Consider the following 12,327-nt stretch of genomic DNA (forward strand, 5'->3'; position numbering starts at 1 on the left):
AATCTTTACTGAGGAGTTAACAGAGTTTGTTGGTCAGTACACGCAAGTGATTGACATGAATACTCAACCTAAAGGAGTTTATTTCTTAGAAATAACTACTTCTACAGGTGGTATCAACAAAAAGATTGTTCTTCAATAATCCTTTTTAAATAGATTGATGAAAGCCCCGAGCAGCAATGTTCGGGGCTTTTTTTATTATGCCACACAAACGATAGTGATGGTTATATTCTTTATCTGCTCTAATACATTGATACATTCACTAATTGTTGCGCCCGTAGTAAACACATCGTCTAATAGTATGATATGCTTATTTTCTAGTTTTTTCTTTTTTGTTAAATAAAAAACACCTGTCATATTTTCAAACCGATGAAACCTTGACTTATTAGTTTGACTTACTGTGTTTTCGCTTCTTAATAATACGTCATTCAATAATTCACATTTTAAATGTTGTTGTAGTCCTTTGGCGATTAATTCGCTTTGATTATAACCTCTTTGGCTTAGTTTTTTTTCATGTAATGGTACTGGAATGATATAATTTATGTTTTCCAGATGTGATAAGTTTTTATATAGTTCTTTGCCCAAATATTCTCCCAAATATGCTTTGTTATTATACTTTAATTCGTAAATCAGTTTTTGAATAACACTCTTTTTTTGGAATTTATACCTTCTATATAATTTATAATTTTTACCCTTTACACATAGATTGAGTTGATGTATATTATGTCGACTAACATGTTTTGGCAGGTCTACATAACATTTTATACAAAGGACACGTTCATTCTTAATTAAGACACTTTTACAGGAGTAACAAGTTCTGGGAAAAATTAAATTAATTATGTCCAAGAAAAGATGTAATTTATTCACGGCTTATAGTTTTAAGGAAATTAATTTAATACCTTAAATTTGCTAAAAATTTTTTTAATTTATGAATAAGAACGATCAATTATTTAGTGAGTTACTTTATTTACTACACCACAATGCATTTAGTGCACTTGATAATATAGATATTGCCAATTATTCGGAATCAGATTTAACTTCTGCTCGTCAACTCATTGATATGATTGTTATGCTAAAAGAAAAAACTAGAGGTAATTTATCAGATGAATTAGACCAAATACAAACAATGATGTTGTCTGAACTTGAATCAAAATACCAGCAAAAATTTAAAATAACCGAAACCAATGGATCAGCCAAATAATAGCATTAGCCCTTTAAAAGATAAGAAGTCAAGACGCATTATTATTATTCTTTCCGTCTTGCTTTCTCTTATTATTATTTTCAATATAGTAAGAGAAAATCAATTTAAAAAAACCTTAGAAACTGTTATTCAATATGAGGAAGAAAAAACTAGCTTAAGAGACAATTTAGATGATTTGATTGATGAACACGAAATTCTAAAAGATGAATATGGTGATTTAAGTAATCAATTAGAGGAGCGTGACTCAACCATATTAGCTTATGCCGATGAAATAAAACAACTTCTTAGATCTAAAGGAGAGTTGACACAGGCAAGGGCTAAGATTAGACGACTCAAAGAGATAAGCAAAAGGTATGTTTCTGCCATAGATTCTCTTTATACCTTAAATCAAGCCCTGCAATTAGAAAACGATAGTGTCAAAAAAGCCAATCAGCTAATCTCCAGCAGAAATAGAACATTAGAAAAAAATAACCAAGACCTCAGCGAACGTGTATTTACGGCGTCTATGCTTAGAGTAGAGAACATACATGTAGAAGGAGTGTATTATCGCTCTAGTGGTCGTGAAGTCACTACTACACGAGCATCAAAAATCCAAAACTTCAGTATATGCTTTGACATTATTGAAAACAAAGTAACAGATGCAGGTTTAAAAGAGCTTTTCATAAGAATAGTTGACCCGCGTGGTAAAGTACTCAATGTAGCTAATAAAATCCAAGAAACCACCATTGAAAACGACAGTGTTGTACAATATACGACCAACTATAATTTTGATTATGCCAATCAAAAAATTAGTGAATGCCAATTATGGACAAGGGGCAATGTTTTAATACCTGGAGTCTATTATTTCGAATTTATTATGGAAGGTCAGGTTATCGGCATAGCCAACACTAAGTTCAGATAATCCATGAAAATAGTTACTTATAATATTAATGGTATTCGTGCTGCATTAAGAAAAGGTTTGGACGAGTGGTTAAAATCTACTGACCCTGATGTCATTTGTTTGCAAGAAATCAAAGCTCGTGAAGAGCAATTTGACTCTAGTGTTTTTACAAACTTAGGATATCATTGTTATTGGTATTCAGCTCAAAAGCCGGGCTATAGTGGCACGGCTATTTTGTCCAAGGAAAAACCAATTAAGGTAACTTATGGCATGAATCATGAAAACTATGACAATGAAGGTCGAGTAATGAGAGTTGATTTTGAAACCTACTCTGTTATTAGTGTTTATATGCCATCTGGTAGTAGCGGTGACTCTAGACAAGCCTTTAAAATGACTTTTTTGGAAGACTTTCATCATTATATTTCTGAACTCATACAGCAAGTTCCAAACCTAATTATTGCTGGCGATTATAACATTTGTCATAAGGCTATAGACATACATAATCCAGAACGCAACCAAAAGACCTCTGGCTTTTTACCTGAAGAACGGGAGTGGTTGTCTTCATTCATAAATTTAGGTTTTATCGATACTTTTCGTCATTTCAATCAAGAACCACATCACTATTCTTGGTGGAGTTATCGAGCCAATGCTAGAGTAAAAAACCTAGGTTGGAGAATAGATTATTTATTGGCAACCCAATCTATGGAGTCACGATTAAATAGAGCAGCAATACTCAGTCAAGCCAAACACTCTGACCACTGTCCTGTTTTAGTCGAATTGAGTTAAGGTTTAATCAAACTACTTATGTTAATAAACTTTTTTAAAGTCTTTAAAGTGGGCTGAATGCTAATGTATATTTGAAAGTATAAATGAATAACTATGACTTACAGAATCTTACCCATCCTTATTATCATAGCAACGCTTTCATCCTGTGTATCTCCAAAGGTTGTTGAAGAGATTAAGCAACAACGTCAGGAAACGTTTCAAGAAAATCAAGAGATTAAAAAAGAAAACACTTCGCTTTCTACAGAAAACATTGAGTTAAAAGACAAGTTATCACGATTAAATAGTGAAATTACTCAATTGATTTCAGACTCTACTACAAGAGCCGCTAGTTGCCGTCAATTACAATCACAGTTAGATGATTTGAACGAAGCTTATGACTTACTGACTGCCAAGAATAGTCAGATGATGAGTAATAAAGCTGAAGAAACTAAAAAGTTGCTAAAAGAATTACAAAACACTAGAGAGGAGCTGTTGAAAAAAGAAGATGAGTTGTTGACTTTAGAACAAAATCTTAGCGTAAAACAAAAGGAACTTCTTAATACTCAAAACGAACTTATTGAAAGAGAGAAAAAAGTAATGGAATTGCAATCCATTATCAATAGGAAAGACTCTTTATTGTCGGCACTAAAAGATAGAATTTCTTCAGCATTACTTGGTTTTGAAGGAGATGGTTTGACAATCACACAAAAAAATGGCAAGGTTTATATTTCTTTAGAGGAACAATTGCTTTTCGCATCTGGAAGTTGGCAAGTAGATACTCGAGGTAGAGAGGCACTTTCTAAGTTGTCAAAAGCCTTAGAAAATCAGCAAGACATCAATGTTTTAATTGAGGGTCATACCGATAGTATTCCTTTTGGTGGACGTGGACAGATTAAAGACAATTGGGATTTGAGCGTAGTAAGAGCAACTGCAATAGTACGTATTTTAACATCTTCCAGTTCCATTAATCCTGAACGATTGACGGCTGCAGGTAAAGGAGAGTTCGTACCTATTCAATCAAATAGTACTTCTGCAGGTAGAAGTGCTAATAGAAGGATAGAAATTATCCTTACACCTAAATTGTATGATTTATATGAATTGCTAGATGACTAAGAGGCAAAAAGCATCTTAAATACTTCTTCAATTTTACTCACTTTTACGACTTCTATAGAAAAGTCTTGACGGTCTATTTTATTGTACTTTGAAACAAAGATTCGTTCGAAGCCTAATTTTGCGGCTTCTTGTATCCTTTGGTCACACCTATTGACAGGGCGTATTTCTCCTGATAGTCCTACCTCAGCAGCAAAACAATTTTTGTCTTTGATAGCCATATCAACATTTGAAGAAAGAATAGCACAAACCACCCCTAAATCAATAGCAGGGTCATCCACTTTTATACCTCCAGTGATGTTTAAGAATACATCTTTTGCACCTAATCGAAAGCCACATCTTTTTTCTAATACGGCCAATAGCATAGACAGACGCCTTAAATCAAAACCAGTAGCACTACGTTGAGGTGTTCCGTACACCGCAGAACTCACAAGAGCTTGTGTTTCAATCATTAATGGGCGAACCCCTTCCATAGTTGCACTAATAGCCATACCACTCATAGCTTCGTCTTTTTGGGAAAGTAATATTTCAGATGGGTTACTTACCTCTCTAAGTCCATGACTTAGCATTTCATAGATGCCCAATTCAGCAGTTGAACCGTAGCGATTTTTATGAGCTCTTAAAATGCGATACACATGATTTCTTTCTCCTTCAAATTGAAGAACAACGTCAACCATGTGTTCTAATATTTTGGGTCCTGCGATATTGCCATCTTTATTGATATGTCCAATGAGCAATACGGGCGTTCCACTAGCTTTAGCATAATTCATTAATTCGGCGGTACATTCTCTTATCTGTGAAATACTACCTGGAGAGGAATCAATACTATTGGTATGCAAAGTTTGTATAGAGTCTATAACTAATACGGTAGGTTGAACCTCTTGAATTTGTTGAAATATATGCTGTGTATTGGTTTCGGTAAGTATTTGACAGCTAGAGTCAGATAAATTGAGTCTATCTGCTCTCATTCGGATTTGTTGGTCACTTTCTTCTCCAGTAACGTAAAGAATCTTTTCATTTTGGATTCTCAATGCAACTTGTAATAGTAGAGTAGATTTACCTATGCCGGGCTCTCCACCTAATAAAATAAGTGAGCCAGCAACTATACCTCCTCCTAGCACCCTGTTTAACTCATTGTCAGAAGTGTCTATTCTTGCTCTAGACTGTAAAGAGATATCACTAATAGCTTGAGCTTTATTGACTCTATTGCCCTTTTCACTTTCCCAATTAGCTTGGCTCGGTTTTGGCTTACTGACAACTTCTTCTACGATGGTATTCCATTCGTCACACGATTTGCATTTACCCATCCATTGCGCACTTTGTGCACCACAATTTTGACAAAAGAATGTTGTTTTTACCTTAGCCATTTTTTATAGAATTTATAATATGACTAGTAGAATAACCTTCTAAAAACGGGATAGTTTCTACACTACCACCATTAGCAATTACAAAATCACTACCTACAATATCTTCGACCTTATAGTCAGCTCCTTTAACTAAGGTGTTAGGTTGAATAAGCTCAATCAATTGTTTTGGGGTGTCTTCATGAAATAGGACTACTGCATCGACACAACTTAGAGATGCCAAAATAGATGCTCTACTAGACTCATTTTGAATGGGTCGATTTTCTCCTTTAATTCGTTGAATAGATTGGTCTGCGTTAAGACCAACAATTAGTTTATCGCCAAGTTTTGAAGCTTTAAAAAGATAATCAATATGACCGAGGTGTAAGATATCAAAACAACCATTTGTAAAAACTATATGGTTTTTGCCCTTCCAATTATTGACTTTTTCAATTATTGAATCCAAGTCAAAAACTTTTTCTGAAAAATGTGTTTTGGTACTCACTGTTTTGCTTTCCTTTTGGATAAAAATACCATTAAAATGGATATGCCACCAACACTAAGTGTCATTAATGTTTGAGCCGTATGAACAACGGTAGCAAATAATAAGGCAGAATCTTCAGAAACATCAAGAATCATTAGCCCAACTTTTACGATATAATGATAAGCCCCAATACCACCTTGTACGGGGGCTACCATGCCAAAACCGCCGATTACCATAGTATAAAGACCGTCCGCTACATTCAGCATTCGCGTTGCTTCTATAGAGAAAAAACAAACGTAAGTCATCAGTAAATACATGAGCCATATGATAAAAGTGTGTGCCCAAAAACCTGTTTTATTTTCTAATCCATTAATACTTTTAAAGCCATCTTTCATGCCAACAACGAACGTTTTTATCTTGATATAGACAGCAGATTTTTTTAAAATCTTTTTTGTTAAAACAAACAAAAGAAAAAGAATAGCCATAGCACTTAATCCAATACCAATCAATGAGTTTACATCTAGTGTTTGACCCTCAAAGATAATAGCAAGAAATTCCAAAAAAAGCTCGAATTTTAAAATCAGAACTAAAAACACTAGGCTTATCAAAATGATAAAGTCAATAGCTCTTTCTAAAATGATGGTTCCAAAGAGTTTGTCTACAGGAACATCTTCTGTTTGATTTAAGCTTGTACAACGTGTTATTTCACCAGCTCTTGGAATAGCAATATTTGTAAAATAGCCGATAGCCACAGCGTAAAAACTGTTCAGTTTACTAACAGAGAAGTTTAGATTTTGAAGTAATATTATCCATCTAAGACTTCGGCTTACAATAGATATAAATCCAAAAAACATAGAAATTACAACCCATAAATAATTGACATCTTTTAGTTGAGCGATTAAAGCTTTAGGACTTTGATTCTTGAAAGCTAAGTACATTAATCCAATCCCTAAAAAAAGAAAAAAGACATATTTAATCCACTTTACAGCTTTCATTATACAATTATAAAGTGTTGTTGGGGTTGGGGAAAATTAAGGTTGGCTTGAATGATTTAGCCTCCTCAAAATCCAAAAGTGCATAAGCAATAATGATAACTACATCACCCTTTTGTACTCTTCTTGCAGCAGGACCATTTAGACATATTTCACCTTTGTTACGCTCACCTTTAATGACATAAGTTTCTAGACGCTCACCATTGTTAATGTTTACAATTTGTACTTTCTCCCCTTCAATAATGTTTGAGGCTTCCATTAAGGCTTCATCAATAGTAATGCTACCAATGTAATTTAGGTCAGCACCTGTTACCGTAACTTGATGAATTTTTGATTTTACAACTTCAATTTGCATGGAACAAAATTAATCATTTAAAGATAAATTATCTATCAATCTCACCTTCCCTAAAAAAACAGCGATAAGAGCTACAGCCTCTTGGTTAGCGTCTTTTCCTTGTAGTGGTTTAAAGCTCTGAGGGTTGATAATTTCTATGTAGTCTAACTGCATATCTTGTAGCTGATTAAAGTCATCTTTTATCAATTCTTTTAATTGGGCGCAATCTACTTTACCGAATAGGGACTTTATTTTTTTTAAGCTAGTATAGATATGTCTAGCTTTTTTTCTTTGTGTTGTACTGAGCAGGGTATTTCTTGAACTTTTAGCTAAGCCGTCATTCTCTCTTATGGTTTCACCAGTTTTTATTTGAATAGGGAGTGAAAGGCTATTGACCATTTGCCTTATTACAGCAACTTGTTGAAAGTCTTTTTCTCCAAAAAAAGCGGTGTTTGGTTTCACAATAGAAAATAAACGATGAACAATCGTACATACACCGTCGAAGTGTCCAGGACGTTTTCGACCCTCTAGAACTTTATCTATTCCATTCAACAAGTACTGCTTGGTGTTAAGACCTTGAGGATACATTTCTGTTACATTAGGCATAAAGAGGATATCACAAGATTGTTCTTCAAGCAATTTAATGTCTGCTTCGGTAGTAATAGGGTAGTTTTCTAAGTCGTTAGGGTCGTTAAATTGAGTAGGGTTTATAAAAATACTACATACAATCACATCACAATCTTTTTGTGCAAGTTTCACTAGGGATAAATGCCCCTCATGTAAAGCTCCCATAGTAGGTACAAAACCAATACTTTTATTTCTAATTCTAGAGCTCTCTAGTAATTGATTTAATGAATTTATGTTTGTTAAGACTCGCATTAACTACCATTTTGGGCTCGTAAAAGTAATGTTTTACTTGATTTATGAGGATAAAATTCGTAAATTTGCATTGCAAGTTTAATCACCTAATTTGTCGGGTTTAAAATTCAGTTAATTTATGGATAAAAAAAGAGTGTTATTTATTTCGCAAGAAATTACCCCCTATTTATGTGAAACTGAAATATCTACTAGGTGTAGAAACCTTCCTCAAGGCATTATGGAAAAGGGCAAAGACATAAGAATATTTATGCCTAAATACGGTTGTATTAACGAGAGAAGAAATCAATTGCACGAAGTTATCCGTTTATCTGGTATGAATATGATACTTGATAATTTAGACTACCCTTTGATTATTAAAGTAGCCTCTTTACAACCCATAAGAATGCAGGTTTATTTCATAGAAAATGAAGATTATTTTCCTAAAAGAACCTTTATGAATGAATTGGATGGAGAGGAGTTTGAATTTCATGATGAAAGAGCAATTTTCTTTTGCCGTGGGGTTTTAGAAACAGTTAGGAAGTTGGGTTGGGCGCCAAATGTGGTTCATTGCCACGGTTGGATGTCAGCTCTTGTTCCAATGTATCTTAAAAAAGCGTTTGCAGAGGATCCAATCTTCGACAATACGAAAGTAGTTTATTCCGTTTACGACCAAGAATCAAATATTGATATAGACAACGATATGGCACGTAAATCGATCATTACAGGTGTTAGCGAAGATGACGTAGAGTTGATAAACACAGCATCTGTTGACACATTACATAAGTTAGCTATTAAATACGCTGATGCTGTAATTATGGGTAGTGAAAAAATTTCTAATGACCTAAACAAGTTTATTGTTGATTCTGATAAGTATGTAATTCCACATCAAAATGATGAAGATTACGTAGATGCTTATAACGCCTTATATGACGAATTGTTAGAAGAGGTTGAGGTATACTCATAATGAACAAAAACACTCTCAATGAAACAGCCCATCTTACTTTTATGGCTTAGTGCCATTACCCTATTTTCCTGTACAGACCCTCAAATAATTGGTCTTGAGATACAACCCGAAGGTGATAAGATTACCATCTCCTCTACAAGTAATAACAGTCCTTTTACGGCTTTGACCAAAAAAGTAGATTCTGTGCGCTCTACCAAGACTTTGTTTGCTTTGTTGGGGAATTATGAGTCGGCTAGTTTATTAGATGCTAAAGCTTCATTTTCTACTCATCTGAGATTGAGTGATAATGCAGTAGATTTTGGTGCAAATCCAGTCTTAGACTCTGCTATTATGACACTAGCTTATGCGGGTTATTATGGTGATACAACCATTGAAATGAATATTCAAGTTGAGCAGCTCACTGAAGAAATTTCCGATACAACATATTTTTCTGATGATATTTTTACGACTAGTCCATTTTCTAGTCCATTAGAATACTCTTTTTTGCCCACGCCTAATACCTTGCGCTTTAGAGATGTCGACACTGTAGGCCTTAAATCACTTTCTTTTAATGCCAACCAAATAGGGCAACTGATTCTTGATGCTCCAACCGACAAATTAGTCGATAATGATGTTTTTGTTCCCTATTTTAAAGGACTTCATTTTTCAGTACCCTCTGCTCAGCCCTCATCATCTATTTTATACTTTAATTTGATTGACGGAGGCTCAAAACTCACCATTTATTACAACGATTCATTGTCTTACGACTTACTATTTAGTGCTGCTGCAACCAGAGTCAATCATTTTGAAATGCAAGACGATTTGGACTTACAAAATAAATTAGCAGTACAATCTATGGCGGGACTAGAGGTTCATTTAGATTTTAATGATTTACAATCTCTTAAAGAAAGTTTATCCGATAAAGTAATTAATCAAGCCCTGATTAGTTTCACAGAACAAAATGCTACAGACTTACCTCATTCAAGTCTATCGTTGGTTCGCTTAGATACCAATGGCACAAGGTACTTCTTAGAAGATATTTTAGAAGGGCAATCTCACTTTGGGGGTGAGTTGACCGACAACACATATAGCTTTAACATCACTAAGTTTTTACAAAATTTAGTTCAAGATGAATATGAAGCTAACACATTGATACTTGTTCCTACAGGCGAATCGGTCAATGCCAACAGAACGGAAATCAATCAAAACATAGAACTTAACATCATTTATACAGAATTTTAATATGTGCGGAATTGTAGGATACATTGGTCACAAACAAGCCTATCCAATTTTAATAAAGGGCTTACAACGTCTTGAATATCGCGGATATGATAGTGCTGGCATTGCATTATTAGATGGCGATATCATGAATTATAAGCGAAAGGGTAAAGTTGCTGATTTAGAACAATTTTGTGAAGGGAAGAATTTAAAAAGCACTATCGGAATAGGTCATACACGATGGGCAACACATGGTGTCCCCAATGATGTGAATGCTCATCCACATTATTCTCAAGATAAATCCATTTCTATAATCCATAATGGGATTATTGAGAATTATGAATCGATAAAAAAAGCCTTACATAAAAGAGGTCACCAATTTGAGAGTGAGACAGATACAGAGGTATTGGTTCATCTTATTGAGGAAATACAGAAAAATGAAAACACTTCATTGTTCGAGTCGGTACGATTAGCTTTAAATGAGGTTGTTGGAGCATACGCTATTGCTGTTATTTCCAATGAAAATTCAGATGAAATTATTGTAGCCAAAAAAGGAAGTCCATTAGTTGTTGGGATTGGAGAAAATGAGTTTTTTATAGCTTCTGATGCTACACCAATCGTAGAGTATACCAACGAAGTGGTTTACTTAGAAGAAGGTGAAGTTGCTCGTCTTTCTCTTAAAGATGGCTTTGACCTTAAAACCATAGCAAACGTTACCCTAACTCCTTATGTTCAGGAGTTAGAAATGAGTTTAGAAGCCATTGAAAAAGGGGGCTACGAGCACTTTATGTTAAAAGAAATTTTTGAGCAACCAAAATCCATTACAGATACTATACGAGGTAGATTACTTTCTTCTGAGGAAAGCATTAAAATGCAGGGGATTGATAGTTATTCAGATAAAATTTTACAAGCCGATAGGATAATAATTATTGCTTGTGGAACCTCTTGGCATGCTGGACTTATTGGGGAATATCTTTTGGAAGATTTGGCAAGAATTAATGTAGAAGTAGAATACGCTTCAGAATTTAGATATAGAAATCCAATAATAACAGAAAAAGATGTGGTTTTAGCCATTTCTCAATCTGGAGAAACAGCAGATACACTAGCCGCCATGCGTTTAGCTAAAGACAAAGGTGCTACAGTACTTGCTATATGTAATGTGGTAGGTTCATCTATTGCACGATTAAGCGATGCGGGAGCATATACCCATGCAGGTCCTGAAATAGGTGTCGCTTCTACAAAGGCATTTACTGCTCAAGTTACTATTCTAACGCTCATCACTTTGTTATTGGCACGTAAAAAGTCCACGATTTCAGAATCGTATTATAGACAATTATTAATTGAGTTAGAGACGATACCAAATAAGGTAGAGAGTATGATATCTATGAACGATTATGTTGAAGAGATTTCCAAAAAATTTGTTGATGCTCAGAATTTCTTGTACTTAGGTAGGGGCTATAATTTCCCTGTGGCTTTGGAAGGAGCTTTGAAGCTTAAAGAAATTTCTTATATACATGCAGAAGGTTATCCAGCAGCAGAGATGAAGCACGGACCGATTGCTCTAATTGATGAAAATATGCCCATTGTAGTGATTGCTACTAAGAAGGGACATTATGAAAAGGTAGTCAGTAATATTCAAGAAGTAAAAGCTCGAAATGGAATAGTCATTGCTATCGTTACTTATGGTGATACTACGGTCAAGGAAATTGCAGATTATGTGATTGAAATTCCTGAAGTTTCCGAACCACTAACTCCGATTTTATCTAACATTCCTTTACAATTATTATCCTACTACATAGCAGTAATGAGAGGATGTAATGTGGATCAACCTAGAAATTTAGCTAAGTCAGTAACTGTTGAATAACTGTCTACCAATAAATTAGACTCCTTTTTCTTCTTAAGTAGATGTTTGTATTTGATGGAATTAAAGTTACTAATCACTTTATCAGTTTGTCCATTTTGTACTTTATAGACATACTTTTCACGTCTGATTCTTTTGTCTTTAACAATCTTTAATCTAAATGTGATTATTAGTTTGTGTGTCTTGGTTTCTTTGTCCCAATAAACTTTTATTTTCTCTACAAACTGACTGATAAAATCTCTTTTTTGGTCAATTGATTTTATGTCTTTTATCTTATTGTAGTGATTTTTAAAATCTTCCAACCAATCAAACCAAACAACTCCATTTTTTGTTGAGTCAAT

The 12,327-nt window shown here is 34.3% G+C and carries 15 protein-coding genes; 8 read left to right on the forward strand and 7 right to left on the reverse strand.

What is annotated here, in order from left to right:
* A partial coding sequence (locus ISP71_08410) for a T9SS type A sorting domain-containing protein (GenBank protein MBL6664106.1) occupies positions 1–139 on the forward strand: 139 nt, incomplete at its 5' end.
* Between the two features lie 56 nt (positions 140–195).
* Here ISP71_08410 and ISP71_08415 read toward each other — a convergent pair.
* Entirely contained in the window at positions 196–864 is a 669-nt protein-coding gene (locus ISP71_08415; GenBank protein MBL6664107.1) for a ComF family protein, read from the reverse strand.
* Between the two features lie 61 nt (positions 865–925).
* On the opposite strand from ISP71_08415, the gene ISP71_08420 reads away from it, so the two are divergent.
* The 4 genes from ISP71_08420 (at position 926) to ISP71_08435 (ending at position 3,956) form a co-directional block, all read left to right on the forward strand.
* Positions 926–1,198: a DUF1844 domain-containing protein gene (locus ISP71_08420; GenBank protein MBL6664108.1), complete on the forward strand. Its 273-nt coding sequence runs from the start codon at positions 926–928 to the stop codon at positions 1,196–1,198.
* Entirely contained in the window at positions 1,182–2,099 is a 918-nt protein-coding gene (locus ISP71_08425; GenBank protein MBL6664109.1) for a hypothetical protein, read from the forward strand. The genes ISP71_08420 and ISP71_08425 overlap by 17 nt, the downstream gene beginning before the upstream one ends.
* A gap of 3 nt (positions 2,100–2,102) precedes the next feature.
* On the forward strand, positions 2,103–2,864 hold the full coding sequence (xth, locus tag ISP71_08430; protein MBL6664110.1) for an exodeoxyribonuclease III: 762 nt from the start codon (positions 2,103–2,105) through the stop codon (positions 2,862–2,864).
* Between the two features lie 93 nt (positions 2,865–2,957).
* Positions 2,958–3,956: an OmpA family protein gene (locus tag ISP71_08435; protein MBL6664111.1), complete on the forward strand. Its 999-nt coding sequence runs from the start codon at positions 2,958–2,960 to the stop codon at positions 3,954–3,956.
* On the opposite strand, the gene radA is transcribed toward ISP71_08435, so the two are convergent.
* The 5 genes from radA to ISP71_08460 are packed head-to-tail and all read right to left on the reverse strand — an operon-like array spanning position 3,953 to position 7,985.
* The gene (radA, locus tag ISP71_08440) at positions 3,953–5,320 is read right to left on the reverse strand and encodes a DNA repair protein RadA (protein ID MBL6664112.1); all 1,368 of its coding nucleotides are present in this window, start codon (positions 5,318–5,320) and stop codon (positions 3,953–3,955) included. The genes ISP71_08435 and radA overlap by 4 nt on opposite strands.
* The gene (rfaE2, locus tag ISP71_08445) at positions 5,313–5,762 is read right to left on the reverse strand and encodes a D-glycero-beta-D-manno-heptose 1-phosphate adenylyltransferase (protein MBL6664113.1); all 450 of its coding nucleotides are present in this window, start codon (positions 5,760–5,762) and stop codon (positions 5,313–5,315) included. The genes radA and rfaE2 overlap by 8 nt, the downstream gene beginning before the upstream one ends.
* Positions 5,763–5,797: 35 nt before the next feature.
* A complete protein-coding gene (locus tag ISP71_08450; GenBank protein MBL6664114.1) occupies positions 5,798–6,775 on the reverse strand; it encodes a flippase-like domain-containing protein in 978 nt (325 codons plus the stop codon).
* Positions 6,776–6,782: 7 nt separating this feature from the next.
* Positions 6,783–7,127, reverse strand: coding sequence for an aspartate 1-decarboxylase (locus ISP71_08455; GenBank protein MBL6664115.1), 345 nt, complete (start codon positions 7,125–7,127; stop codon positions 6,783–6,785).
* 9 nt (positions 7,128–7,136) lie between these two features.
* A complete protein-coding gene (locus tag ISP71_08460) occupies positions 7,137–7,985 on the reverse strand; it encodes a pantoate--beta-alanine ligase (protein ID MBL6664116.1) in 849 nt (282 codons plus the stop codon).
* Between the two features lie 118 nt (positions 7,986–8,103).
* Here ISP71_08460 and ISP71_08465 point away from each other — a divergent pair, with 118 nt between their 5' ends.
* From ISP71_08465 to glmS, 3 genes are read left to right on the forward strand one after another with little or no spacing between them, the layout of a single operon-like run.
* A complete protein-coding gene (locus tag ISP71_08465) occupies positions 8,104–8,928 on the forward strand; it encodes a glycogen/starch synthase (protein MBL6664117.1) in 825 nt (274 codons plus the stop codon).
* Positions 8,929–8,946: 18 nt separating this feature from the next.
* On the forward strand, positions 8,947–10,149 hold the full coding sequence (locus ISP71_08470) for a DUF4270 family protein (GenBank protein ID MBL6664118.1): 1,203 nt from the start codon (positions 8,947–8,949) through the stop codon (positions 10,147–10,149).
* 1 nt (position 10,150) lies between these two features.
* Positions 10,151–11,989 (forward strand): glutamine--fructose-6-phosphate transaminase (isomerizing), encoded by a 1,839-nt coding sequence (gene glmS / locus ISP71_08475; protein ID MBL6664119.1) that lies wholly within the window; start codon positions 10,151–10,153, stop codon positions 11,987–11,989.
* Here glmS and ISP71_08480 read toward each other — a convergent pair.
* Positions 11,950–12,327: hypothetical protein (locus ISP71_08480; protein ID MBL6664120.1), on the reverse strand; the 378-nt coding region annotated here is incomplete at its 5' end. The genes glmS and ISP71_08480 overlap by 40 nt on opposite strands.

This window comes from Flavobacteriales bacterium, from assembly GCA_016779995.1.
Taxonomy (GTDB): Bacteria; Bacteroidota; Bacteroidia; order Flavobacteriales; family UBA7312; genus UBA8444.

Coding starts and splice junctions, on each gene's coding strand:
- ISP71_08420 (MBL6664108.1), top strand. CDS start 926: ATGAATAAGAACGATCAATTATTTAGTGAGTTACTTTATTTACTACAC.
- ISP71_08425 (MBL6664109.1), top strand. CDS start 1,182: ATGGATCAGCCAAATAATAGCATTAGCCCTTTAAAAGATAAGAAGTCA.
- xth (MBL6664110.1), top strand. CDS start 2,103: ATGAAAATAGTTACTTATAATATTAATGGTATTCGTGCTGCATTAAGA.
- ISP71_08435 (MBL6664111.1), top strand. CDS start 2,958: ATGACTTACAGAATCTTACCCATCCTTATTATCATAGCAACGCTTTCA.
- radA (MBL6664112.1), bottom strand. CDS start 5,320: ATGGCTAAGGTAAAAACAACATTCTTTTGTCAAAATTGTGGTGCACAA.
- ISP71_08450 (MBL6664114.1), bottom strand. CDS start 6,775: ATGAAAGCTGTAAAGTGGATTAAATATGTCTTTTTTCTTTTTTTAGGG.
- ISP71_08455 (MBL6664115.1), bottom strand. CDS start 7,127: ATGCAAATTGAAGTTGTAAAATCAAAAATTCATCAAGTTACGGTAACA.
- ISP71_08460 (MBL6664116.1), bottom strand. CDS start 7,985: ATGCGAGTCTTAACAAACATAAATTCATTAAATCAATTACTAGAGAGC.
- ISP71_08465 (MBL6664117.1), top strand. CDS start 8,104: ATGGATAAAAAAAGAGTGTTATTTATTTCGCAAGAAATTACCCCCTAT.
- ISP71_08470 (MBL6664118.1), top strand. CDS start 8,947: ATGAAACAGCCCATCTTACTTTTATGGCTTAGTGCCATTACCCTATTT.
- glmS (MBL6664119.1), top strand. CDS start 10,151: ATGTGCGGAATTGTAGGATACATTGGTCACAAACAAGCCTATCCAATT.